This is a genomic window from Radiobacillus kanasensis, from assembly GCF_021049245.1.
Taxonomy (GTDB): Bacteria; Bacillota; Bacilli; order Bacillales; family Amphibacillaceae; genus Radiobacillus; species Radiobacillus kanasensis.
This window is the reverse complement of record NZ_CP088020.1, coordinates 3,439,853-3,465,710: the sequence shown is the minus strand read 5'-3', so window position 1 is coordinate 3,465,710 and position 25,858 is coordinate 3,439,853. Positions and strand designations below refer to the sequence as shown.

Genomic DNA, 25,858 nt, shown 5'->3' with positions numbered 1-25,858 from the left:
AAAGGAATCAAAACGCTTGGGCGACAAGGTACATAGGCGATTTTGAAGGTTTTGTGTCTAATCAAGTGTCATGAAAAAGACAAAAACACGTTCAATTGTTCACAAAATTTATGCTTTTGTTATATAAGAAAAAGGCGTATCATATAATACAGAACAGACTTTGGAGGGTTTATGTATGTCAGATTTATTTACCGGTTTGAAAGGAAAATTGAAAGGGAATGCGAAGAGAATTGTGTTTCCGGAAGCATTGGATGAAAGAATTCTTCGCGCAGCAAGTTCCTTGAATAAAGATGGAATTGTTAATCCTGTATTAATTGGAGAGAAAGAAAAAGTAATACAGAAAGCTTCGGAATTAGGAGTAGATGTCACTTCTGTTGAAATAATTGATCCGAAACAATATGCTGATTTCGATAAAGTGGTTGCTAGCTTTGTGGAAAGACGAAAAGGAAAAGCGACGGAGGAACAAGCAAGAGAGATTCTACTAAATGTGAATTATTTCGGCACGATGCTTGTGTATATGAATGAAGCGGATGGACTTGTAAGTGGTGCGACACACTCTACGGCGGATACAGTGCGACCAGCTTTGCAAATTATTAAGACACAACAAGGAATTAAAAAGACGTCTGGTGTATTCATCATGGTTCGAGACGATGAAAAATACGTATTTGCAGACTGTGCCATCAATATTGCTCCTGACAGCCAAGACTTAGCAGAGATTGCTCTAGCGAGTGCAGATACAGCAGCGATGTTCGATATTGATCCAAAAGTAGCAATGCTAAGCTTTTCAACAAAAGGTTCTGCCAAATCAGAGGAAACAGAACGTGTTTCAGAGGCTGTTTCCATCGCAAAGCAACAAAATCCTAATCTTGTTTTAGATGGGGAATTTCAGTTTGACGCAGCTTTTGTCCCTTCTGTAGCAGAAAAGAAAGCTCCCGATTCTGTACTGAAAGGGGATGCAAATGTGTTTATCTTCCCTAGCTTAGAGGCAGGGAATATTGGCTACAAGATTGCACAACGTTTAGGCAACTTTGATGCAGTTGGTCCGATTCTTCAAGGACTAAATAGCCCAGTAAATGATCTATCTCGCGGATGTAATGAAGAGGATGTTTATAAGCTTGCTTTGATTACGGCCGCTCAATCCTTATAAGGTCGAAGGTGTATCTATTTGGATACACCTTTTCTATGCTTTCCTTTATAATGAGGCTAGGAGGAATGCATCGTGCGTGATTCTATTAAAGAAGTACATCTACATCGATTACAAATGGAGCTAAAACACCCGTTTGAAACGAGCTTTGGTACGATACAGGAGAAGGAATTTTTTATCATAGAGGTTGTAGATCAAAACGGACGGAAAGGCTATGGGGAATCGGTTGCTTTTACAACACCATGGTACACGGAAGAAACCGTTGAGACGACAAAATATATGCTCGAACAATTTCTTATTCCTCTTATGTTTCGCCGAGAATGGCAACATCCTAAAGAGCTAGTAGATGTCTTTGGAGCTGTCCAGAAAAATAATATGGCGAAAGCGGCTTTAGAAGGGGCAGTATGGGACCTATATGCCAAAAAAGAACAAAAGCCTCTTTCGGATATATTGGGTGGAAAAAGGAAGAGGATTGAGGTTGGAGTTAGCATAGGGATTCAACCAAGTTTGGAAAAGCTGATCCAAATCATTAAAAAAAATGTTTCTGCTGGTTATAAAAGAGTGAAGTTAAAAGTAAAGCCGGGTTGGGATGTTGAAATGCTGAAAGAAGTAAGAAAGGCTTTCCCGATACTCCCCATAATGGTCGACGCGAATTCTGCTTATACGTTAGAAGATATCGAACTCATAAAACAATTCGACCAGTTTAATCTTATGATGATCGAGCAACCACTGCGGCAAGATGATTTGGTGGATCATGCTATTTTACAAAAAGAAATCCGTACTCCTATTTGCCTGGATGAAGGGATCACATCGTTCACAGATGCAAAGGCTGCTATAGAGTTAGGGAGCTGTCAGGTCATCAATGTTAAAATAGGACGGGTTGGAGGAATCACAGAAGCTATAAGAATCCATGACCTCTGCCAGAAGCATAACATTGCGGTTTGGTGTGGAGGAATGCTTGAGGCGGGAATAGGTCGAGCACACAATATTGCTCTTGCAAGCTTGCCTCAATTTACTTTGCCAGGGGATATATCGGCTTCCACACGGTATTGGGAGACAGATATTATAGAACCTGAAATTACTATGGATCAAGGGTATATTGACGTTTCAGACGGAGAAGGAATAGGATATGACCTAAAGTGGGATGTTCTAGATACTTATAGGATTGAAACGGTCTCTTTTTCTAATACTTATAAGAATCCAATTAGACAATTTCATAAAAAGTAGGTATAATTAAATAAGACTTATATAAAAATAACCGAGAATGCGGTCAACATTCTCGGTTAGCATGGTAAAGATGTTTAGGAGGGGAATCCCTCTAGACTACCTTAGTAGTAATTAAAGGAACCCGCACCCTAAGTGATTATGCTGTCACGGGTGGGGGTTCACTTTTTTTCGTTCATGTCTTTGTTGAGTTGTCGTAGATATTGTAATAACGCTAGAAGGAAGGTTCCACCTGCAAATAGAGCTATAACCATTGCGATAACTGTATCCATAGACATTTATCCCTCCTTTCACCCGAAATTTAGGTGTCCAGAGGAGAAAAGTAGTGAATGGTCCCCACCCTCACAACAATACCATGCCTACCTTTAATTCTACCGCGAAACTTAAAGATTTCCAAGGTTATTTACTAAAAATGGAACTAATTGTTCGTTAAGATTATCCCCTCAATAATCCTCTTCCCGAAACCAATCAAACACCTTTCGATTCCGGTCCTTCATTTGCTCAAGACGTTGTCCATACCAATCTTGTTCGTCATCACGTAAACGATCTAACGTTATTGGTACTTGAAGTTGATTTAATGTTTCAATCAATCGGTCCTTAACATCTTGAACGGTTATTTTGGTTTGCAGCAACTGTTCCAAGGACGCCATTGTCTCTGGTTTTACATTAGGATAGGTGAATTTTCCTTTTTCTCCCTTTAAACTGATAGCGTAGAATTGTCGGACCAGTTTAGCCCGGGCTTGTCCATCCCCTTCAACACACAAATAAATTTGCACAGCAGTTCCGTTTTTTACCCTACGCTGAGATATCCCTGCAAATTTCCTTCCGTTTATACTAAGATCGTATTCTCCTGGACAATAAGATCCAGCGACTTCGAAGGCTTTGATATCATTTGTGAGGTCTGCAAACATCGCTTGGATAAAGGAAACCATCGCTTCGTATCCGTCTGAAATGCTTACAGATTTGGCATCCGCTAATAATAGCGAAATATTTAACACACCGGAGTCTAACACTACCGCTAGTCCCCCGGAATTTCGAACGACCACATCATAACCTTGTTCTTTTAGCCAATCCGTGCCTTCTTTTACATAAGGTAATCTCGCATCTGGAATGCCTAACACAATGGTTCGGTCATGGACCCAAAGTCTCGCAGCTGGGCTTGAAATTCCGTTACTAATCGAAATCGCTAAAGCATCATCCACTGCAAAGGAATGTAATGCCTTAAACTTAGAGTTTGGTTCACTTTGATCTATAAGACGAAACGCTGATGCGTTTAAAAATGTTTTCCAGTCAATCATCCTATACGCTCCTTTTTTCCCCGATTTTATTATAGCATTGCTCTACTTTTTCAGCGAAACCCATTTAGGTATGAAGACAAGTATTATATAATAGATACTATATTGTCGAAAGGGCGGAATTTGTCGGCCAGATTACATAAAGTGTGTGTTCAAAAGGAGAATAAATAACCGGACTATTTGAACATCATCTAACAGGAAGGAAAAGCACATGTCTTATAAAACGGAACAATTACATGAAGAAAAAGTGTTTAAAGATCCCGTTCATCGTTATATTCATGTTAATGATCGCGTTATTTGGGATTTAATTGGTGCTAAAGAATTTCAACGTCTAAGACGAATTAAACAATTAGGGACGACTCATTTAACCTTTCATGGGGCGGAGCACAGTCGCTTCAATCATTCCCTTGGTGTGTATGAAATAGTCCGCCGTATTATTAAAAATTTTGAAGGTCGTCCTAATTGGAATCAAGAAGAAAGACTGTTGTGTCTTTGCGCAGCCCTTTTGCACGACTTAGGACACGGGCCATTTTCTCATTCCTTTGAAAAGGTGTTTAAGCTTGATCATGAGGATTTCACGAGACAAATCATTCTCGGAGACACAGAAGTGAACGCCATTTTGAAGCGAGTAGAACCGGATTTTCCAAAACACGTTGCGGACGTCATCAATAAAACGTATGAGGACAAGCTTGTCGTGAGTCTTATATCTAGTCAGATTGATGCGGACCGGATGGATTACTTACAAAGAGATGCTTACTTCACTGGTGTAAGTTACGGTCACTTTGACATGGAACGTATCCTTCGTGTAATGAGACCGATGGAGGATCAAGTGGTCATCAAGGAAACAGGGATGCATGCGGTGGAAGATTATATTATGAGCCGCTACCAAATGTATTGGCAGGTCTATTTCCACCCTGTAACGAGAAGTGCAGAAGTGATCTTGTCCAAAATCCTACATCGTGCCAAGTACTTGTATGAGCAGAATTATAAGTTTGATCTGGAGCCTACCCATTTCCTCTCTTTCTTTTCAGGAGAAGTAAAGCTTGAGGAATACATTGAGCTAGATGAATCTATTGCCCTATATTATTTTCATATGTGGCAGCGAGAAAGTGACACCATTTTAAGAGATTTATGTGACCGATTTATGAATCGACGTCTATTCAAATACATTGAATTCAATCCAAACTTACAAATGAACGAGTGGATGGAGTTATTTTCTTTATTTAAGGAAGTTGATATACATCCTGATTATTACTTAGTTGTTGATTCTTCATCCGACTTACCTTATGACTTCTACCGGCCAGGCGAAGAGGAAGAACGTTTACCGATTCATCTGTTGTTACCAAAAAGCAATGAGCTGAGAGAACTATCACGTCAATCGGATATCGTAGAATCAATTTCTGGTAAAAAACGAACGGATCATAAATTATATTTTCCTTTGGATTTATTGAATAAAATCCCCGAGGATAACCAGGCGAAAAAGCGGTTATTTGAAATACTGTTTGGATAAGGAGAGGGTTTACCGTGCTTGAGAATCATGCAAAATTGATTCAGTTTTTTTCTGTATCGGACGAGTTAGTTGGGCGGAAAAAGCTGCAAAAGATGATTTATATTCTCAAAAAAAATAACATTCCTTTTGAAGAAAAATATGAGTTTCATTTCTATGGACCATATTCAGAGGAGCTAACATTACGTATCGAAGAGCTATGCAATCTTGGCTTTCTTTCTGAAACGAAAGAAGACAGGAGCAATTATTATCAATATCGTTATAAAGTGACAGAGCAAGGCCAATCTTTTTTAGATCAATTTAATATTGAACTTCCGCCACTCGGGCAAATGGTAAGTAAGATGAAAGAGAAAAGTTCGAGATTTTTAGAGCTCGTGTCTACGATTCTATATTTTGATAATCTATCAAAGGATGAAGTAGAAGAGAAGGTTCAAACGGTGAAAAAGAAGCAAAATTATACAGCAGATGATTTAGAGGAAGCGTGGAGCTTTATTCATGAAATGAACCAATTAGCTACTCGTTAAAAAAACAGATTATATCGTTCCCGACTTAAGCTTTGATTTAAGGAAAACGGAATGAACAAGTTAAAAAGGCATACCTAATTGCTTATGGGTATGCTCTTTTTCTTGTCTATCACTGTAACTAGACAAATGAGTGTCAACTTTATAAGCGGACAAGAAATTCACTATTGAAGCGAAAGCACATTTTTATGTTCTTTAAGGACACCTGTCCGCCTAAGTAGTTACATGTGAAAATCAGTGCTCACCAAAAGGGCGTAGCCAAATCCTATAATAAAAACGGTAAAGTCAAATGTCTACGATTCTTGGTTTTGTTTGGTTGCCCTCACAATTAATAAAGACTGAAATATTACGTAGACAATAGCCATAATGGTAGTGAAATAGAAGATACCTGGTCGCGTTTCCCATAGAGGTTCGTTTGTGGTAACAAGCCAAACCGTATAAATCGTAATCATCAGAATGATGCGAATGATTCTTGTCTTGATATTAATTTTCATGGTAAAACCTCCTCATCCCACAGTATAACTGAAATAGCACTTTTTAAGCCCTTATTTGAACAAAAAATAGCGACGCATTCCCCTTCAAAATCTATCTGATTTAGTGGGGGGTAGTCGCTAATGTTTTATTCCCCTTGGTTCTCGATATATTTCTTTATGACATCTATCGTAGCTCCACCTGTCGTTAAAATCATGTAACTTCTATTCCAAAAATAAGGTTTCCAGTAGAATGTAGAAAGTTCCTCCGAGAACTCTTTTCTGATGTATCTAGAAGTGACGGTTTTATAACTGTTAATGGTATTTGCTAGGTTAATTTGTGGTGGTGCATCAAACAAAATGTGGATATGATCTTCTTCTCCATTCATTTCTAACACTTCGCAATCCTATCTTTCAAATAGATTATAGGTGATTTCTTTCAAACGACTCATCATATCATCGGATATACATTTATGACAATCCTTCGTAACCACAACTAAATGCTAGGTTAACTTAAAGAAGCATGTCTGTTCCTTTTAAAATCGGTCACGATATTCCTCTCCATTCGTTTACGACCAAAATTCGCTCTGTTACAATAAATCTATTAAAACATGGAAAAAATGGAAAGGGGGATTTAGATGAATATAGCGAAGACGCTGAGTCATAAGATAACCAATCATAGTAGAATCTTTGACGAAACAGTAGACATTTACAATCGCGCACTATCTTTTATGATATATGTCATACAGGAAGAGTGCCTGGATTTAACGGAATTAAACGCTAAGTCTATTGTTCCCATTGTTGAAAAGCTGATTCATCGTACCAAATCTAATCCCTTTCCAAAATACAGTAGATTTGATGAGGAATTTTATAAGTTTCCAAGTTATTTTCGAAGAGGCTGTATAGCTTCTGCATTTGGGAAAGTGAAAAGCTATCATTCTAACTATCGCAATTGGGAAAAGGAGGAAGAACTCGCACTTTCTGAAGGGAAAAAGTTCAAGAAAAAGCCGCCAACTCTCTCTTTCCAACATAAAGAATTTCCGGTTTTCTATAAAGGAAATATGTTCAAACGAAAAGATGAAGTCTCCGCTAAAATAAAAGTTTTCCATCAAAATGACTGGGTTTGGATAGATATCACATACAAGGAGCAAGACCTATTCAAACGAGGCGTTTGGGATTGGAAAGAAAACAATCCGAAGCTTGTAAAACGTGGGAAAAAGTACTTTTTACATATTAGTTATGAGCATAAAGTGAAATTAACGAAAAAAGATATTCAGGAACAAAAAGTATGTGCGGTGGATTTAGGCCTTACAAATTCTGCGGTGTGTTCGGTTATGGATGCAAAAGGAACTGTCTTGGCTAGAACGTTTATTAATCAGGCCAAAGAAAAAGACCGTTTGTATCATATAACGAATAAACTCCGAAACGTGCAACGTCAAAGTGGTTGGATTAGTGCTCCGAATTACTGGAGGCAGATTAATGGGTATCAAACACATATCGTTCAAGATACCAGTCATCACATTGTTCAATTTGCCTTACACCATCAATGTGATGTCATTGTATTCGAATACCTGGACCAGATGAAAGTTCCAAAAGGCTACTGGGGAGCGAAGAAACTTCGTTTTAAATTGCACGTTTGGAGAGAGAAAGGGATCCAGAATAAAGTCGAAGAAATGGCACATTATGTTGGGATGCGTGTTTCTAGAATAAACGCTCGTAATACGAGCGCATTGGCATACGATGGTTCTGGAAAAGTAAAGAGAAACAAGAAAAAAGACCTTGCCACGTTTCAAACGGGCAAAGTCTATCATGCGGATTTGTCGGCTTCTTACAATATTGGAGCTCGATATTTCTTACGTGACTTACTAAAATCCTTTTCTGAAAAGGAAAGGTTGTCTATTCAGGCAAAAGTTCCTGAATTGGCAAAAAGAACATCTCAAACCTTGTCTTCCTTAATTAGTCTTAACCGTGCCATATAGTTACCGAAGGGGACTGGAAACGCTGGTTTTGTACTGTATTTAAGATAAGGGATGCTCCATCAAAATCTATGATTTAGTTGGAGAGGTTCACACTAATTCGAATTTTGTTACGTCTCATCTATAAACGGTAAAAGGGAGGGGGAGTCTGTGAAAGAACTAGTTACGTATTTGGTCTTTTGTGTGATACTGTTTGCAGCATGGGTCATCATTGCTTTGTATTTTTCAACTGGGGACGAGTGGTGGACGATATACCAAGTACAACAAGTAAGCTTTGACGTCATGGTGGCAAAAGTATCGTGGCTTAGAGTGACTATTTTTCTCCTAATGGCAACAGTCATTGCGTTTGTTCCATATCGACTTGTGTATTTCCAAGCCAATCGAACTGAGTAATTAGGATCTTATCCTCTTTCACCCCTTATTTTTCAACGAAATATCCTTACAAAGATTGTGTAATTAGTCTAAATTGACTATGCTATAATAGTTATTGTGACAATTTTATGACATCGGAAGGAAGTCTTTCTATGAAACTTGTAAAATTTCTTGTCTACTACATACTAGGGTTTTTCGGAATAGCTGCTGTTAGTAATTCCCCGCTTTTATTCGAAGGGAAAGGGATATTAGGAGTTCCAAAGTTTTTGAGTGAAACGATTAACCTTTTGAAGGATCTCGTATCTCCAGAAAAGTGGATTATTTATTTTCACGATAAACCTGAGCATATTTTAACAGCTGTAAAAGAACCTTATTTTTACTCGATGAAAATTCTACTAGGTGGAATCCTTCTTGGCTTTCTTGTCGCTTTTATTTTAGCCATCCTCACGATATTTCTTCCAAAGCCAATCCTTAGTTTTATCAGACGAGTCCTTAATATCTTTGAATCCGTTCCTGATTTAATGCTCGCATTTCTTTTTCAAATACTAGTCGTTTATATTTACAAGAAAACTGATTTCCTACTCATGCCAGTAACTTCGATAACCGAAGATATATATCTAGCACCTATCACGGTATTAGCCATTGTGCCGATGATTTCACTCTATAAAGTTATCGTACTTTTAGTGGAAGAGGAGATGACGAAAGATTATGTTGAGTTTGCTCAAGCGAAAGGGATAAAACGAAATGTAATCGTGCTATTCCACGTGCTACGAAATGTAGTCAAGAGTAGTTTCTATCATACGAAAATCATCGTTTGGGCCAGTCTATCTAGTTTGTTTATCATTGAATATATTTTTAATATTCAAGGTGTAACGAATTATATCATCCAAGATTTCCGGCCTATGGTTATTGCCGTTATTCTCTTGTTAATCTTCACTCCTTTTTATGTCCTGTACCAAGGTACGGAATTCTTAGTCATGAAGGAAGCGCAAGAGTCTGAAGTATTAAAATTTAATAGGAGAACCTGGAAGGAAAGATGGGCGTCCATTAGAAGCTGGGTTATATGGCGTGTTTTATCGCGCTCCTTGAAAGAGTTCGGGATACATTTGAAAAACCCAAAATTTTTAATCGGTTTTCTCATCATCTTTGGGATGTTTGCTTATAGTATTTACTATTCGGTATCGACGGATAACCTCATCTCCAAGCATACCTTTGTGTATGATGATAACGGTAAGTTATTAAGCGCACCACCTAACCCTCCGTCGAAGGATATTCCTTTAGGAACTGACCGATTAGGCTTTAGCATTTTAGATCAATTAGTCGTTGGAGCAAAGTGGACCATTGTGTTTGCAACCTTAATCGCTTTTTTACGGGTCTTTCTAGGTTTTCTATTAGCAATTCCGTATGCCATGTTCATAAAGGATCGCTGGAGAAGAGGGATAGAGAAATTCGTGGATAGCTTTCACTTCTTACCGATTACAATTATTGCTTTTATCCTACTACGTCCTATTCTTTGGAAAGGACCTGGAGGCTTTACGTATGACTTGACAGAAAGAATTGGGTTGGAAATTATTTTATTAACAATACTCGTTGTCCCGTTGGTTATGGTGTTGATTGGGAATGAGTTAAAACTACTCATGAAAAATGAATTCATAACAAGTGCAAAAGTGTTGGGAGGAGGAACCAGACACATTCTCTTTCGTCAACTACTTCCACATATGATTTCTAGATTGGGAATTGTTTTTGGACAACAATTTATTCAAGTGTTAGTAGTCTTTATCCATTTAGGATTATTCCAACTATTCTTTGGTGGGACCGTTGTATCCTATGCTCTAGTGAAAGATCCACCACGGTCTTTTACGTATGAATGGTCTGGAATGATTGGAGATGCCAAGAGTGCCTTTATGACAGGAGATTATTGGATTGTAGTTCCAGCACTTGTAGCCTTTATGATTGTGATTATTTGCATGCAATTTGTTATAGAGGGTATAAAAGAAGTCCAACAAGAAAGAGTTGGTGTTTATGTAGAACGTAGCTGGATCACAAGAAAGATCCAAGCAAGGTTACGTGCGCGCAAGCAACAAAAATCTGAAAATACAACATCCATTGATTTTCATCCAGACCACTTTAAACGAGTCGACCGGTCGCTGTAGAGAAAAAGAGGCAGGGACAAAAGTGTTTTAATCCCAATAAAATCCGAACTATGATTCGAATTCATTAGAGTTCGAATCAGTTCGGATTTTTCTATTTGGGGGCTTTTGTAAATATTGTTGCAAATTTGATATAGAATGCGACATAACTAAGTAATAATTACTGAAAAAGTAATGAAGTGAAGCTTGATGCCGCGCTCCGGCAGAATACTCCGCTTTCCGCGGGCACGGCCTCAGCTTCCTCGGAAGAACCCCACTTCCTGCGGGATCTTCGGCTCGCGCTGTTCCCGCAGGAGTCTCCGTATTCTGCCTACGCTGATTGATATTTTTTAATATAGTGGCTCACTAGCCCTATAAAATTATTAGTTATGTAATACCTCTTACTTGATAGAGCTGCCATACTAAGCTGCGGGAAAACGCGAGACTCCTGTGGGAAAGGAACAGTTGAAGACCCCACAGTGAGCGTTATTTGCGAGCGAGGAGGCTGAGGCGTTCCCCACGGAAAGCGAGTGTTTTTCCGCAGCGCCAGTTTAGCAGTCAACTTGATAAGGGAAATAAAGAGTCACTATTTTGTTACGTCGCATTTTCTATCAACTTAAAACCCCAACCATTGAAAAGTAACATTATACACTTCCTATCGTGTAATCGATCGTCTTTAGAATGGGAGATTATAGTTTTGTCTCAGCCTCTTTCATATACTCCGAATTATATGTGACAAAGGATGAATAAACAATTCCAGTATGGATGCTGTTTTTTCCTTTTTAGTCCTGTTCTCTTTCCAACTGATAGGCACTTCCTATTGCCCGATGAATAAATCGAAAAATCACCGGATAAAAGATTGCAGCTATGACGAAGCCTACAATCGTTTCTGGAGCCAAAAAAGCATTAACAATAGACAGACACATGATGATGAAATAGATAACAGCCATCGACCAATAACTAAATCGCAAATACTTTGATACGAAACGAGCGTCTTTTTTAAACGGTTTACCAAATAAAAATGAAAGAACTCTTTTCACCATGTGAACTCCTTTTACCTATTTTGAGGGTGTGAGTCAATTCTCTTTCATCCGAAAGATACCCCCATAATACTATAGTGTTATGGGGGACCAATGAATACCTATTTTGGTTGATACCTTAAATGTTTTACTAGTCAATTAAACGTTTACCAGCAACACCGTAATCATTCTTACTCATTTCTTCAATAAAAACGACGACCTTTTCTTTGTTGGCTCCAGTCGTTTCTACGACAGCATCAGTTACTTTCTCAACAAGATTCTTTTTCTGTTCATCACTACGGCCTTCTAACAATTAACAGTTACGTATGGCAACGGAGACACTCCTTTGTTTATTAGTTTCGATATCTTATTCGAGTTTGCATCCGGTTTTCCCTGCTTCTCTAGAAGATGAAATGAAAAAAGGAAGATGCTACAATAAGAACAAACGAGTGACGAAGGAGGCCAACGATGAGTTCCGACCAATTTTCTAACAAGAAAAAGTCAAATGCTTTTACCATCATGAAAAATGATTCAACAGATGGCCATGGTGGTTACGGGATTGGGGCAATTACCCTTGAAAATATGTCCTCTGTCATTGTCGATCCTAACGAGGACAAAGCGTATGTTGACATGGGAGCGATGCACGCAAGAAGTGATGTAGAAAGACGTGTTAAGTTTCTACCAGATAAATCAGTAGTACCGAATGGAAAGCTATACTGGATTGCTTGGGTGACTGTAGAAAAGGGACAACAAGGCGGACATTACTACGGAGTGGCAGCAAGTGAGATTCGAGTCGATCGTTCCATCAAACGAGCATATAAGTCCATGCCTGAGCATGTGAACCACATGGATAAGTCCTTGAAAGGGAAAGTCATTGTCGATCATATGGATGAGCATTCGAGAAAACTTTTAGGGGATTTCTTGAAGGAATTTAACCCAGAACTTTGGGAAAACTCCTCCGATGAACTAAAGGAAGCATTCGCGGATTAGTGTCAAAAATGTGAACGAAAAGTGAACGTTTTCTTAAAATGTTGTGGTTTTCTTTTGAAGTTTGTAAAATTAAAGCACATGGTTATTCATGTATTTACTAGGACAAAGAAAAAGGCCGGAGTCTATCCGGCCTTTTTCTTATGGATTTTTTTTCGGAATTCTTTGTGTGACCTATTAGTCCCCAAACGGAAGCCAGTCAAACCACTTGTTCCAACCGTTCTCTTTTTCCTTCTCATCTTTTGGTTTATCCTCTGCATGTTCCTTTTTGTCCCCTGGATAATGTAATGAACAGAAGGAAGTTGGTTCCATCCCTTTTTCAAAGTACATCATTCGTCTTTCTGCACAATATGGAGTTGCTTTCTCTCCTGTTTTCGGATCTACATATACACCAACTACACCTTCTGGTTGTTCGAAGCTAACATCTTTTTCTCCTTCATGTGCCTTTGTCATAAAGGAAGCCCAAATTTCCTTTGCATATTGGTGCTCTTCCACTTTATTCATTGGCTTGTTCTGGTCATAACCCGTCCAAACACCCATCGCGAGTTTTGGGCTGAATCCGACCATCCAACTATCTGTATTTGTCGTTCCTGATTTTCCAGCAAGGTTATGATCTAATTGATCCGCAATCGATGCACCTGTTACACGCATATAGCCATTAAGTGATTCATCGAACATTCCGGTCATCAACTGACTGAGAATAAACGTTTTCTTTTCGTCCAATACTTGCTTTTTGTCCGAGTCGTGCTCGTATAAAACATTTCCTTTTGAATCGGTGACCTTTTCAATGAGATAAGGTTTTACTTTTTGGCCACCGTTTGCAATCATACTATAGCCTCCAACCATTTCTTCCACACTAACGACAGCGGTGCCTAAAGCGAGAGAAGGTACTGCTGGTAGCTTTCCTTCTATGCCGAATTTGCGGGCTGTCTTTACTAAATTTTTCGGATCTAGAGCGACATTGGTTTTCACTGCATATATGTTATCTGATAATGCGATTGCTTGCGCCAACGTAATCGGCTCATAAGCATAATAACCGTTGTAGTTGCTAGGAGCATACACCTTTCCGCTTGCAAGCTCGAACGTCGTAGGCTTACTCAATAATGCAGTGGTAGCCGTGTATCCATGTTCCAAAGCCTCATAGTAAAGGAATGGCTTGAAGGAGGAACCAGGCATTCGTTCGGCCATTGTTGCCCGATTAAAAGGGCTCTTTTCATAGCTTCGGCCGCCGAGCATGGCTGTTATTGCTCCTGTTTCGGGCTCAACCGACATAGCTCCCACTTGCAAGCTACTATTGGATTCCATCGTTTTTTGTACAGATTCCTCTAGCGTTTTTTGATGGTCGGTGTTTAATGTTGTGTACACCTGATAGCCCCCGGAACGAATAGACTCTAAATCTTCATCCAAAATTGAAGCGAGCTTTTTTAGGACAGCATCTTGAAAATAAGGAGCAATGGACTTTACTTCTCGATCCTCAGCATCCGTAAAGGTAAGTTTTTCACTACTCGCTAAAAACTGTTCTTCTTCTGTTATGATGTCTTGTTTCTTCATCGTTCGTAGGATAAGTTCCTGCCTACTCTTCGCCTTTTCTCGATCGTGGAAAGGGGAGTAGTAAGACGGTCCTTTCGGTATGCCTGCCAAGGTCGCTGCTTCTGCTAGATTGATATCCTTAGCAGATTTATCAAAAAAGTATCGACTAGCTGTTTCAATTCCGTAAGCACCGTGGCCGTAATAAATCGTGTTTAAATATCCTTCTAAAATTTCATCCTTTGTATAAAACATCTCTAAACGTAACGTGTAAAAGGCCTCTTTAATCTTACGGGTCCATGTTTTTTCATGTGACAAATACAGATTACGCGCGTATTGTTGGGAAATCGTGCTTGCACCCTGAACCATGGCCATCGCTTTTATATCATGGAAAAGGGCGGATGCCATTCTCTTAAAATCAAATCCATGGTGGTCATAGAAACTTTGGTCCTCGATTGCGATGGTCGCCTTTACTAAGTGTGGAGAAATATCCTCTAAGTCCACCCAATACCGACTTTGTATGCCACTCTCCTCACCAATCACTTGATCGCTTGAACCATAGTACACCGTATTTTGTTGACTAGTAAGGGACGGTGCCCCTAAACTGTACGCATAAGTGAAAATGGCCACAACAAAGACGACGGCACAGAACATCCAAGAAAGAGATGCAACAACTAAAATGCGAATCGGTTTGCTTTTTATTCTATTTAATTGTTTTTTTATCCATTTATACATAGGTGATCATCCTAATTATCATCTAAAACAGTATAGAACTTTCATTTTTGTTTCTAACATTATGGACTTTATAGGAAAAATTAAACATAAAAAGCTTGGTGTCCCACTTAACTTCAGCTATAATTTGTTTGTTTATAGCATGAAGAAGGTATAAGAATAGGAAGAGGTTAGCAAAGTAATAGTAGCGATTTATAAAGGAGTTTTGGCATGGAGTTATGGTACACAGAAAAACAAACAAATGATTTCGGGATTACAGCGAAAATAAAGAAAACCTTACATGAAGAGCAAACAGAATTCCAAAAGCTTGATATGATGGAAACAAATGAATGGGGAAACATGCTCGTTTTAGACGGTATGGTAATGACAACAGAAAAAGATGAGTTTGTCTATCATGAAATGGTGGCTCACGTTCCACTGTTCACCCACCCAAGCCCGAAGCATGTGCTTGTAGTTGGAGGTGGCGACGGAGGAGTTATTCGTGAAGTGTTGAAGCATAAACAAGTGGAAAAAGCGACCCTTGTTGAAATAGATGGAAAAGTCATTGAGTATTCTAAAAAGTATTTACCTTCTATCGCAGGAGAGCTAGAAGGAAACACCCGAGTAGAAGTGAAGGTTGGAGACGGCTTTATGCACATCGCCGAAAGTGAGAGAGCGTATGATGTGATTATGGTAGATTCCACAGAACCTGTTGGGCCAGCTGTTAACCTATTTACAAAAGGGTTTTATGCCGGAATATCCAAAGCGTTGAAGGATGATGGGATTTTTGTTGCCCAAACCGATAACCCTTGGTTTAAGAGTGATTTAATTAAACAAGTTTTTCAAGATGTGAAAGAAATTTTTCCGGTAACGCGTTTGTACACAGCAAACATACCGACGTATCCAAGTGGGCTTTGGACATTTACAATAGGTAGTAAAATCCATGACCCATTAAAGGTGAAAGAGGAAAGGTTCCAAGACATCGAAACGAAGTACTACACAAAAGAGCTACACTTTGCTTCGTTTGCTTTGCCTAAATTTGTGAAAGATTTGACGGAGTAGAGGGGAGAAATCACATGCGATTTGATGATGCGTATTCAGGGAAAGTATTTATTATGTCTCGACCTGACTCAGAGGAAGCAAAAGCGATTATTTATGGAATGCCAATGGATTGGACGGTGAGCTTTCGTCCAGGGTCTCGTTTCGGTCCGAACCGAATTCGGGAGGCTTCCATTGGATTAGAAGAATATAGCCCCTATATGGACAAGCATATGGAAGAGGTTGCTTACTTTGATGCAGGGGATATTCCTTTACCGTTTGGAAATCCGCAAAGGAGCTTAGATGCTATCCATGCCTATGTAAAGAGGATTTTAGATCAAGGGAAATATCCTTTGGGGCTTGGAGGCGAGCATCTGGCTACTTGGCCAGTTATTCAAGCGGTTCATGAAAAGTATCCGGACATGGCGTTGATTCATATCGATGCACATGCTGATTTGCGTGAAGAATACGAAGGGGAAGAACTGTCCCACTCGACACCTGTACGGAAAGCGTGCAAACTGATTGGACCAGAGAATGTTTACTCCTTTGGGATTCGTTCTGGGATGAGAGAAGAGTTTCAGTATGCGAAGGAAAGTGGCATGTATATGGCACGCTATGAAGTAGCTAAACCATTACGTGAAGTTCTTCCGAAATTAGCTGGTCGAAACGTGTATGTCACGATTGATATTGATGTGTTAGACCCAGCGTTCGCCCCAGGAACAGGAACAGCGGAAGCGGGTGGCATTAGCTCGAAGGAATTGTTAGAGGCTATTCAATTGATTGCAGAATCAGATGTAAACGTGATTGGCTCCGATCTAGTGGAGGTTGCACCAGTCTATGATCCAACGGAGCAAACAGTCATTGCGGCAAGTAAATTCGTAAGAGAAATGTTATTAGGATGGGTTAAATAGAGGACCGCAGTTGCGAGTCCTCTTTTTAGTCTCGACAAAACCCGACAAAACCCTGGTCGTGACAGGCACCTCCCCCGAAAAATTCCCATGTAAAAAACTAGAAAAAACCATAACTTTCTCTCTTTCATTGTGTTAATATAAAAGTAATTAAAAAATCTCGAACTCAAAGGATTGGTCGTGATAAGATGGGGAATGCCCGTTTAGAGAGTCTACTTCGGAAAGAACAGACTAGCCAAGCTCACAGTTTAATCCAACCATTCCTTCATCAAGAGACGGATTGGTCTATGGATCAAATCTTCCACATCCTCTCGGCTTCGAACCAGCTGGAAGATGCTATCGAAGGAATGCGCCAGTTTTGTTTGCAAACGAATTTATCTGAAAACATGCGAGTGGGTCTCGAGTTTCTATATTCCCACGGCTTTCTGGATGATTTGGAGTTGCTTATCGAGAAAAATTTAGCTTCTTCAAACGAGCAAAATCGCAATTGGGCAAAATTATATCGAGTAATCTTTAATCGTAGAAAAAGGCGACAGAAACCCCACGAATATCTGACAAGACTATCCGCTTTTCATGTAGCAGAACGGGAACTCATCTGTATGAAGGACATGCTCCATGTGTATGCGTATTTCGAACTACGTCAATATGGCATGCTTGGAAACTATGTCGATCGCCTTCAATCGATGATTTATGACATTGATAATGAGATGCTTCGGCAACTATTTCAAATAAAACTAGACGAGATATGGATGACCTATTATTGGAAACGTAATGAAATGATTATGGCTCGAAAATATGGATATAAAATATTGAAACAGACGTTCAATCCTAGAAAAAAGATTGATATTCATAATGCCATGGGGTTAGGCTATGTCTTTGATAGCTATGAGCAAGCAATTGGACATGCTCGTGACGGCTTACACATAGCACAAGACATCAATCATAGTCCTGGTATATATGGGATTTCTAATTATACGATTCCGTTTATTTCGGCTTTTCATCGCCAAGTTGAAGGTGTGCAAAGCAATGACCAAGCGGAAATGGCCCACATCGCCTTAGCTAATGGAGACATAGAGACATGTGTGAGCATATTAGAAGCTTTCTCTAATCTATCGCCTTTTCAGCAATATTATTTAGGAAAAGCGAAGAAAGATAAACATCTATTAGAAGAATCCCACCGCCGCTTTATCAAAGAGCAAAGTGATTACTTCTACGCGATGATGCCTTTACAAGAATTAAAGCAGTTGACTTAAAGAAACGTTTTTCTTATTAAGAAGAGACGTTTCTTTTTTTATGGGAAGGTTCTTATCGTAAGGGTTGTTGTTTTTAATCCTCGCGGTTGATAGAAAATGCGATGAAGTGGGGAAGCTATATGCCGGAGCTCCGGCAGAATACTCCGCTTTCCGTGGGCACGGCGCATGTCTCCTCGGAAGTAACCCACTTCCTTGAAAAAGAAGGTCCCTTTTTTCTGCGAGCGATGTTAAGCTTCTGGAGTATTCCTTGTCCAGTGGGAAAGGAACAGGTGAAGACTCCGGAAGGATGCACCTGCGTCTTCTAGTTACGCTTCGTAGTAGGCTTCCTCGGTGTAAGGCAGCGAAGAAGCCTACTTACTCGTTGAAGTAGCGTTCCCCACGGAAAGCGAGTGTTTTTCCGCAGCGCCACATTAGCAATTAACTTGATAAGGAGTAAAAAGGTCATTGTTTCTTTACGTCGCATTTTATAGATAGTGCCAAAAAACAATCTTTTTAGAAAACAGCCTATGAAAAACTGCTTTTGCATTTTAACTACTTGCTCATTAGTAACGGAATTCTTTATACTAGCTAAAGGAACCAGAGGGGACCTCTAAGGGGGTAGTGTGAAAAATGAAAGCTTCCAAACGGAACGTTCAAATAAAGCTCATTACGGAGATTTTTCAAAAAGGAAATAAGGAAGTGACCAAAGTAGAGGAGTCAGGGACTCTTTTTCAAAGAGAAGATTCATCGATCCTGACCTTTACCGAACGGTACGAGGATCAAGAAGACGACGTACAAGCCTTGATCACCATATCTCCAGAACGGGTTAGTGTCAAACGGACAGGAGCCGTGGACATGCACCAGATTTTCAAAAAGAAGCAAACGACTGAAAATGTTTATCGCCATGCCTATGGTACGATACATATGGAAACTTTTACGGATCAAATCACGTTTCGAGATCTTAGTCAGTCGAAAACAGGACAATTGTTTATAAGTTATCTAACGAAACTAAATGGAGAAGAAAGCAGAAGACATCGGTTAACCTTATCGTTCAAGGAGGAAAAAGAATAGTGAACATTTTTATTCAAATGCAAGAAACGTTAAAGCAAGAAATCGAGCAGGCTGTCCTTCAAGCGAATTTAGCAACTAAAGAACAGCTTCCTGAAATTATTTTGGAACAACCAAAGGATAAATCGCATGGAGATTATGCAACAAACATCGCGATGCAGCTTGCCCGCATTGCGAAAAAAGCCCCTCGACAAATTGCCGAGGAAATAAAAGCGAGCCTAAACCTAGAAAAAGCATCGATAAAAGAAGTTGATATCGCAGGTCCGGGCTTTATTAATTTTTTCATGAACAATACGTACTTAACTGATTTAGTTTCAACAATTATCGAAGCAGAAGATCAGTATGGGAGATCAGAAGCAGGCAATGGTCATAAAATTCAAGTGGAGTTTGTGTCGGCGAACCCTACAGGAGACCTCCACTTAGGACATGCTCGTGGCGCTGCAGTCGGAGATTCCCTTTGCAATATTTTAGATTATGCTGGATATGACGTAGCGCGAGAATATTACATTAATGACGCTGGAAATCAGATAGAAAATCTAGCTTTATCTGTGGAAGCACGTTATATTCAAGCATTGGATCAAGCATGGGATATGCCAGAGGATGGCTATCATGGAAAGGACATTATTGAGTTAGGGAAAGAGCTAGCGGAACAAGAAGGGAATAAGTGGGTTGAAGCAGATCGTAAGGAAAGGCTCGCTTACTTTAGGTCCTACGGATTAAACTATGAGCTAGCCAAGTTGGAAAAGGATCTAATGCAGTTTCGAGTTCCATTCGATAATTGGTTCTCTGAAACATCCTTATATGAAAATAATGCCATTACAGCAGCCTTGGATGTGCTAAAAGAAAAAGGCTTTGTCTATGAAGAAGATGGGGCAACCTGGTTCCGTTCCACAGACTTTGGAGATGATAAAGATCGTGTGTTAGTGAAACAAGACGGAACATACACCTACTTAACGCCGGATATTTCTTACCATAAAGATAAGCTAGACCGTGGTTTTGAAACGCTGATTAACATTTGGGGAGCGGACCATCATGGGTATATTCCACGTATGAAAGCAGCCATCCAAGCACTTGGATACCAACCGAACACGTTGGAGGTTGAGATTATCCAAATGGTCAACCTTTTCCAGAATGGCGAAAAGGTGAAAATGAGTAAACGAACAGGAAAAGCTGTCACGTTAAGAGAATTGATGGAGGAAGTTGGCGTTGATGCGATGCGCTATTTCTTCGTCATGCGCTCCAGCGATTCACATTTAGATTTTGACATGGATTTAGCAAAATCGAATTCCAATGAAAATCCAGTTTTTTATGTGCAATATGCCCACGCTCGTGTCTGCACGATGCTAGGCCAAGCAGAGGAAAAAGGATTTAGAATGGCGAAAGATTTTGATCCAAAATTATTAGATACTGAAAAAGAAATAGACTTATTGAAACGGTTAGGGGAATTCACACAAGTTGTAATGGATGCTGCTGAAAATCGAACTCCGCATCGCATTACACAATACCTTTTTGATTTGGCTTCTAGTTTACACAGCTTCTATAATGCAGAGAAAGTATTAAATCCAGAAAATGAAGAACTAACTAAAGCTAGAGTTGCCTTAATGCAAGCTGTTAAAATTACGATAGCAAACGGCTTAAGATTGATTGGTGTCACCGCTCCGGAGCGTATGTAACAGAAAAAATCTCACTTTTGTGAGATTTTTTTCATTTTTCCGTTTACTCTTCTAGGACACCGTGCTATGATGTTCGGAAACATAATTTGGAGATGATCGGAAATGATTAGGCAACTAACAGCTCAAGATGATGTACAGTGTCAGCAATTAATCAAAAAATATCCAGCAGAAAACCTATTCATAATTGGAGATATTGAGGCATTTGGTTATGATCAACCCTTTCAAACCTTATGGGGTGATTTTGAAGAGGATGGAAGTTTGAGAGCTGTTCTGTTGCGCTATGAGAAAAACTTCATTCCTTTTGCAGAGGGGACATTTGATGCGGAAGGATTTGCTCACATTATCAATGAAGCGGAAGCGGGGGTGCATGTTTCAGGATTAAAACAAGTTACGGATCAGGTAACCCCTTATATCCAGAAGCCTATTACGTTTACCCGAGAAATGTACTATGCGAAATGCTCTGATAAAAAGAAGCTTCCAGACCTTCCGACAGAGCGAGTTAAGCTAGCGGGGACAGAGGACTTAATTGGCTGGAGAAATTTGATGACAGCCATTCCGGAGTTTGTCAACTCTGACATTAACCTAGAATCGAAAAAACGAAACATAGAAAAAGGGGTATCTCGTATATTCTTTATAGAAGAAGATGGGGAAATGGTATCCACTGCAGCCACAGAAGCAGAAAACAGCTTGTCTGCAATGATCGTAGCAGTTGGAACCGTGGAGAAAGCAAAACGGAAAGGCTATGCGACGATTTGCTTAACGAAGCTTTGTACAGATTTGTTAGACGAAGGAAAAGAACTCTGTCTGTTTTATGATAATCCAGAAGCAGGAGCTATTTATAAGCGAATTGGTTTTGAAGACATCGGAACATGGGTCATGACCAAGCTTGATTAAAAAAGAATGCTAGAGACACAAGTCTTTAGCATTCTCATACATTAAAACAGTTTTTGCAGAGCTGGACCAATCCATTCAAATACTTTGAATCCCAAATAGATTCCAATGATTCCAGTTACGCCAGCGAGAGCTGGTGGAGCGGGAATGGGAAGCTTTACCCAAGCAAATATGAATCCGACAATGAAGCCAGTTATCAATGCTAGAATGACCTCTTTCATAATTGCCTCCTTTTTTAGTATCTTAGCCCATTGTTCGACAAAATATCATGAAAACTCCGGTTTTCTACCATAACATGCGGACAAGATCCTTTCAGGAAAGTAAGAAAAACTTTGCTTGTTATCCCTGGAAAACCAACTATAAGCAGGCGCCAGTGCCTTACGTCAGCTTACCGTTTGAAGGGGGATGTTTCCTTTTTCTCCGACAAAATATAGTTGATTAAAACAGCCACATAGTGTGCATGTCGAACCATCTGACTTGGCCAGGGGCAGTCCGCTAACCGAGCGAATCCTCTTTTGTGTAGTTATTGCATTTTAAAAATCATAACCCTATAATGGATTGGTAGACTTACATAGACTGTGTATGACATCGAGAAACTGTGGAAAAAATATATAAATATTTACATAAAGGGAGTGCTTGAACGTGAGCCTTAAAGATTATAGTCGTGAAGAATTGTTGGATCTTTCTATGATTGAAATTGCAAACCTAATATTAATAGAAGAAAACAAGGCATTAGATTTTAGAGAATTGTTTGATCGCATTGCAAAAATCAAAGAGTTTTCCAAACAAGAAAAAGATGATTATATTGCACAATACTATACAGATTTAAATACGGATGGTCGTTTCCTAACAATCGGTTCTAACATCTGGGGACTAAAGCGTTGGTATCCAGTTGAACAAATCGAAGAAGAGATCAACCTTGAGCCGAAGAAGAAAAAGAAAAAAGCTACGAAAAAGAAAAAAGAAAATTTTGATGAAGTAGTAGAAGAAGATCTTGATTTAGATGAGGAAGACTTCGATCTGGAAGACGATGATGTAGAAGATTCCGATGTAGATGACGAGGAAGATTACGACTTTGATAAATCGAGTGATGATTCTGACTTCGACGAAGACGAAGACGATGATTTCGATGATGAGGAAGACTTCGACGACGATTCCGATGATGACGCCGACGATGATGATGAGGAAGACGAAGATTAATTTAGTCTGATTATTGACTTTCGAGATAGAAATCAGTATTATTTTATTTGGGCTCTATTCATTACATGACGTATAAAGCGTTCCCTATATTAGGGAGCGCTTTTCTTATTTTCCCCCACATAACGAAGGCTCGAGTAAAGGAGCTTACAGATATAGGAAAACAAGGCCCTTCAACTTCAGAAGTCGCTTTTGTAAATAAACATAGAAAGAGGGATGAAAAGGTGACAAAGTATATTTTTGTAACAGGTGGAGTAGTGTCATCGATTGGAAAAGGGATTACAGCGGCATCGTTAGGTCGATTGCTCAAAAACCGTGGATTAAAGGTAACGATTCAAAAATTTGATCCATATATCAATGTAGACCCTGGAACCATGAGTCCCTACCAACATGGGGAAGTGTTCGTAACAGAGGATGGTGCTGAAACGGACTTAGACCTAGGGCACTATGAAAGGTTTATTGATATAAACCTGAACGAGTATAGCAACGTCACGACGGGTAAGATTTACTCTACGGTCATTAAAAAAGAAAGACGTGGCGATTACTTAGGTGGAACCGTTCAAGTTATCCCACATATTACAAACGAAATTAAAGATAAAGTGTTCCGTGCCGGCCAACAAACAAATGCCGATATCGTGATTACCGAAATCGGAGGTACAGTTGGGGATATTGAATCTCTGCCGTTCCTTGAAGCAATCCGCCAAATCAAAAGTGATATTGGACGCGAGAACGTCATGTATCTACACTGTACATTAGTTCCATACATCCAAGCAGCTGGAGAGCTAAAAACGAAGCCAACACAGCATAGCGTCAAAGAATTGCGATCCCTAGGTATCCAACCAGATGTTATCGTTCTTCGTACGGAAAAAACCATTAGTCAAGAAATGAAGGAAAAAATCGCTTTATTCTGTGACATTGATGAAAAAGCCGTAATTGAAGCTGGCGACTCTGAAAATCTATATGATATCCCACTAGAGCTTCAAGCACAGCATTTAGATCAAATTACGTGTGATCACTTTGGTTTCGATTGTAGTCCTGCCGACATGTCCGAATGGATTGCCTTAACGGAAAAAGTCCGTAATTTAACGAAGACGGTTACGATTGGCCTAGTCGGAAAATATGTCGAGCTTCCGGATGCTTACATTTCGGTTGTGGAAGCTTTGAAGCACGCTGGCTATCAATACGATGCCGATATTGATATTCGTTGGGTAAATGCGGAAGGTGTAACGGAAGAAAATGTAGAGGACCAACTTTCAGGAGTTGATGGAATCCTTGTGCCAGGCGGGTTTGGTGATCGTGGGGTTGAAGGGAAGATAACAGCAACCCGTTATGCGAGAGAGAACCAAATCCCATTCTTAGGTATTTGTTTAGGTATGCAGCTGGCAACGGTTGAGTTCGCGCGTAATGTTCTTAACTTAGAAGGGGCACACTCAGCGGAAATTGATCCAAACACCCCACATCCAATTATCGATTTGCTCCCAGAGCAAAAAGATGTTTCGGATTTAGGTGGAACCCTTCGTCTTGGTGTGTATCCTTGCCGATTGAAAGACGGAACGAAAACGAAAGAAGCTTATGGGAATGAAGATGTCGTTTATGAACGTCACCGTCATCGTTTCGAATTCAACAACCATTACAGAGAGCAAATGGAAGCAAAAGGATTTGTATTTTCAGGGACAAGCCCTGATGGGAAATTAATTGAAACCATCGAATTGAGTGACCATCCATGGTTCGTAGCTTCCCAGTTCCACCCAGAATTTAAATCCAGACCAAATCGTCCACAAAGATTGTTCTACGGATTTATCGGTGCATCTGTGAAAAATAAATAACATTGTAAACCTCGTACCCAATGCGGTGCGGGGTTTTTGTTTGGTCGGGAACTAGCCTGTGAATGTCGAAAATACAAACGCAGGAATAAACGGGAAACCGCCGAAATATCCGTAGAATCGCCGGAATAATAAAAAAACCGCCGGAATCCCGCCCGCGACCGCCGGAAAAAATATAATCGCCGGAAAAGTCGAGAAACCGCCGGAATATCCGTAGAACCGCCGAAATATCCGTAGAATCGCCGAAATAATAATAAAACCGCCGGAATCCCGCCCGTGAACGCCGGAAAAAATATAAACGCCGGAAAAACCGAGAAACCGCCGGAATATCAGTAGAATCGCCGAAATAATAAAAAAACCGCCGGAATCCCGCCCACGAACGCCGACATCCAACCACCAATGAAAAAACCAACCCAACCCTCACAGCAAGAAAAATAGCAAATAATCCATAATTATGGAAAAATTTTGTTGAATATAGGTTAAATTGCATACTGATGGCAGGAATTCTGATTTTTATATAGAACAGAACAGAGTAGAAAATGACCATATAGTAAAAATCATAAAAACGAACGTTGTAGCAAAAGTGTATAGGGGGCAGTTGGCAATGAAAAAGACAGTAATGATTGTTGATGATCAAATGGGGATTCGTATGCTGTTAGAAGAAGTGGTAAAGGCAGAGGGGCACGAAGTAATGACAGCAGAAAACGGCAAGGATGCCCTTGATAAAATTAAACAGAAAAGACCAGATCTTATGCTTATTGATTATAAGCTACCTATTATGGACGGACCTACATTGTTAACCCACCTCGAGGAGCAAGGAGAAAATATTCCTGCTATTATGATGAGCGGATTAGTAGAAGAGGCAACCTTACATACGGAACGATTTGAACAAGTAAAGGAAGTATTTGCAAAACCATTTGATGTGGATGAAGCTAGAGAACATATTAATCGTTTGTTGAGAGAAGAATCATAACCGAACCTTTCCTGTAGATACTAATACAGAGGATGTTCAAAAAGTCCTTCACTTTTGTATTTCTTCGTCGACTTGCTTCTCTGAGCGTATGTATGTAAAAGCAACTAGAAGCAGCGCCGCCTAGAATGTTAAGAAGATTTGAAGGACGAGTGATAAAAATATTTGGTAGCACT

At 39.7% G+C, this 25,858-nt stretch carries 24 protein-coding genes and 1 pseudogene; 17 read left to right on the top strand and 8 right to left on the bottom strand.

The features are described from left to right. Positions 1–175 precede the first annotated feature (175 nt). Positions 176–1,147, top strand: a complete 972-nt coding sequence (pta, locus tag KO561_RS17680; protein ID WP_231094639.1) for a phosphate acetyltransferase — start codon at positions 176–178, stop codon at positions 1,145–1,147. A 72-nt stretch (positions 1,148–1,219) separates the two neighbouring features. Continuing rightward, the gene (gene menC, locus KO561_RS17675) at positions 1,220–2,371 is read left to right on the top strand and encodes an o-succinylbenzoate synthase (RefSeq protein WP_231094638.1); all 1,152 of its coding nucleotides are present in this window, start codon (positions 1,220–1,222) and stop codon (positions 2,369–2,371) included. Positions 2,372–2,811: 440 nt separating this feature from the next. On the opposite strand, the gene KO561_RS17670 is transcribed toward menC, so the two are convergent. Next, positions 2,812–3,666, bottom strand: coding sequence for a lipoate--protein ligase family protein (locus tag KO561_RS17670; protein ID WP_231094637.1), 855 nt, complete (start codon positions 3,664–3,666; stop codon positions 2,812–2,814). A gap of 208 nt (positions 3,667–3,874) precedes the next feature. Between KO561_RS17670 and KO561_RS17665 the strand changes: the two genes are divergently transcribed. After that, positions 3,875–5,173 carry an HD domain-containing protein gene (locus KO561_RS17665; protein ID WP_231094636.1) on the top strand — a complete coding sequence of 433 codons (1,299 nt, stop codon included), beginning with the start codon at positions 3,875–3,877 and terminating at the stop codon, positions 5,171–5,173. Between the two features lie 14 nt (positions 5,174–5,187). Then, on the top strand, positions 5,188–5,694 hold the full coding sequence (locus tag KO561_RS17660) for a YwgA family protein (RefSeq protein WP_231094635.1): 507 nt from the start codon (positions 5,188–5,190) through the stop codon (positions 5,692–5,694). Positions 5,695–5,984: 290 nt separating this feature from the next. Here KO561_RS17660 and KO561_RS17655 read toward each other — a convergent pair whose 3' ends face one another. Both KO561_RS17655 and tnpA read right to left on the bottom strand, forming a co-directional pair. Further along, on the bottom strand, positions 5,985–6,185 hold the full coding sequence (locus KO561_RS17655) for a hypothetical protein (RefSeq protein ID WP_231094634.1): 201 nt from the start codon (positions 6,183–6,185) through the stop codon (positions 5,985–5,987). A gap of 125 nt (positions 6,186–6,310) precedes the next feature. Continuing rightward, a complete protein-coding gene (tnpA, locus tag KO561_RS17650; RefSeq protein ID WP_231097242.1) occupies positions 6,311–6,550 on the bottom strand; it encodes an IS200/IS605 family transposase in 240 nt (79 codons plus the stop codon). 249 nt (positions 6,551–6,799) lie between these two features. Here tnpA and KO561_RS17645 point away from each other — a divergent pair, with 249 nt between their 5' ends. The 3 genes from KO561_RS17645 (at position 6,800) to KO561_RS17635 (ending at position 10,662) form a co-directional block, all read left to right on the top strand. After that, positions 6,800–8,140 (top strand): RNA-guided endonuclease TnpB family protein, encoded by a 1,341-nt coding sequence (locus KO561_RS17645; RefSeq protein ID WP_231094633.1) that lies wholly within the window; start codon positions 6,800–6,802, stop codon positions 8,138–8,140. A 147-nt stretch (positions 8,141–8,287) separates the two neighbouring features. Continuing rightward, positions 8,288–8,530, top strand: coding sequence for a hypothetical protein (locus KO561_RS17640; RefSeq protein WP_231094632.1), 243 nt, complete (start codon positions 8,288–8,290; stop codon positions 8,528–8,530). 131 nt (positions 8,531–8,661) lie between these two features. Then, a complete protein-coding gene (locus KO561_RS17635) occupies positions 8,662–10,662 on the top strand; it encodes an ABC transporter permease subunit (RefSeq protein WP_231094631.1) in 2,001 nt (666 codons plus the stop codon). 758 nt (positions 10,663–11,420) lie between these two features. On the opposite strand, the gene KO561_RS17630 is transcribed toward KO561_RS17635, so the two are convergent. Together KO561_RS17630 and KO561_RS17625 are read right to left on the bottom strand one after the other, a co-directional pair. Then, positions 11,421–11,678, bottom strand: coding sequence for a hypothetical protein (locus tag KO561_RS17630; RefSeq protein ID WP_231094630.1), 258 nt, complete (start codon positions 11,676–11,678; stop codon positions 11,421–11,423). A gap of 130 nt (positions 11,679–11,808) precedes the next feature. Next, positions 11,809–11,990: pseudogene (locus KO561_RS17625) on the bottom strand (2-hydroxymuconate tautomerase). Between the two features lie 135 nt (positions 11,991–12,125). Between KO561_RS17625 and KO561_RS17620 the strand changes: the two are divergent. Next, entirely contained in the window at positions 12,126–12,647 is a 522-nt protein-coding gene (locus KO561_RS17620; RefSeq protein WP_231094629.1) for a YwhD family protein, read from the top strand. Positions 12,648–12,821: 174 nt separating this feature from the next. Here KO561_RS17620 and KO561_RS17615 read toward each other — a convergent pair whose 3' ends face one another. Then, positions 12,822–14,906: a transglycosylase domain-containing protein gene (locus tag KO561_RS17615; RefSeq protein WP_231094628.1), complete on the bottom strand. Its 2,085-nt coding sequence runs from the start codon at positions 14,904–14,906 to the stop codon at positions 12,822–12,824. 207 nt (positions 14,907–15,113) lie between these two features. Between KO561_RS17615 and speE the strand changes: the two genes are divergently transcribed. The 6 genes from speE (at position 15,114) to KO561_RS17585 (ending at position 21,695) form a co-directional block, all read left to right on the top strand. Further along, a complete protein-coding gene (speE, locus tag KO561_RS17610) occupies positions 15,114–15,944 on the top strand; it encodes a polyamine aminopropyltransferase (RefSeq protein ID WP_231094627.1) in 831 nt (276 codons plus the stop codon). Between the two features lie 14 nt (positions 15,945–15,958). Beyond that, positions 15,959–16,831, top strand: a complete 873-nt coding sequence (gene speB / locus KO561_RS17605) for an agmatinase (protein ID WP_231094626.1) — start codon at positions 15,959–15,961, stop codon at positions 16,829–16,831. 185 nt (positions 16,832–17,016) lie between these two features. Then, the gene (locus KO561_RS17600; protein WP_231094625.1) at positions 17,017–18,081 is read left to right on the top strand and encodes an AimR family lysis-lysogeny pheromone receptor; all 1,065 of its coding nucleotides are present in this window, start codon (positions 17,017–17,019) and stop codon (positions 18,079–18,081) included. A gap of 609 nt (positions 18,082–18,690) precedes the next feature. Further along, positions 18,691–19,131 carry a YwiB family protein gene (locus KO561_RS17595; protein ID WP_231094624.1) on the top strand — a complete coding sequence of 147 codons (441 nt, stop codon included), beginning with the start codon at positions 18,691–18,693 and terminating at the stop codon, positions 19,129–19,131. Then, the gene (gene argS, locus KO561_RS17590) at positions 19,131–20,801 is read left to right on the top strand and encodes an arginine--tRNA ligase (RefSeq protein WP_231094623.1); all 1,671 of its coding nucleotides are present in this window, start codon (positions 19,131–19,133) and stop codon (positions 20,799–20,801) included. The genes KO561_RS17595 and argS overlap by 1 nt, the downstream gene beginning before the upstream one ends. 102 nt (positions 20,802–20,903) lie before the next feature. Continuing rightward, entirely contained in the window at positions 20,904–21,695 is a 792-nt protein-coding gene (locus KO561_RS17585) for a GNAT family N-acetyltransferase (RefSeq protein WP_231094622.1), read from the top strand. 41 nt (positions 21,696–21,736) lie between these two features. On the opposite strand, the gene KO561_RS17580 is transcribed toward KO561_RS17585, so the two are convergent. After that, positions 21,737–21,913, bottom strand: a complete 177-nt coding sequence (locus KO561_RS17580; RefSeq protein WP_231094621.1) for a XapX domain-containing protein — start codon at positions 21,911–21,913, stop codon at positions 21,737–21,739. 421 nt (positions 21,914–22,334) lie between these two features. Between KO561_RS17580 and rpoE the strand changes: the two genes are divergently transcribed. After that, positions 22,335–22,892 carry a DNA-directed RNA polymerase subunit delta gene (rpoE, locus tag KO561_RS17575; protein ID WP_231094620.1) on the top strand — a complete coding sequence of 186 codons (558 nt, stop codon included), beginning with the start codon at positions 22,335–22,337 and terminating at the stop codon, positions 22,890–22,892. 221 nt (positions 22,893–23,113) lie between these two features. Further along, complete coding sequence (locus KO561_RS17570) at positions 23,114–24,715, top strand: CTP synthase (RefSeq protein ID WP_231094619.1); 1,602 nt, start codon at positions 23,114–23,116, stop codon at positions 24,713–24,715. Positions 24,716–24,766: 51 nt separating this feature from the next. Here KO561_RS17570 and KO561_RS17565 read toward each other — a convergent pair whose 3' ends face one another. Further along, positions 24,767–25,105: a hypothetical protein gene (locus KO561_RS17565; protein WP_231094618.1), complete on the bottom strand. Its 339-nt coding sequence runs from the start codon at positions 25,103–25,105 to the stop codon at positions 24,767–24,769. 211 nt (positions 25,106–25,316) lie between these two features. On the opposite strand from KO561_RS17565, the gene KO561_RS17560 reads away from it, so the two are divergent. Continuing rightward, complete coding sequence (locus tag KO561_RS17560; protein WP_231094617.1) at positions 25,317–25,685, top strand: response regulator; 369 nt, start codon at positions 25,317–25,319, stop codon at positions 25,683–25,685. The last annotated feature ends 173 nt before the right edge of the window (positions 25,686–25,858 follow it).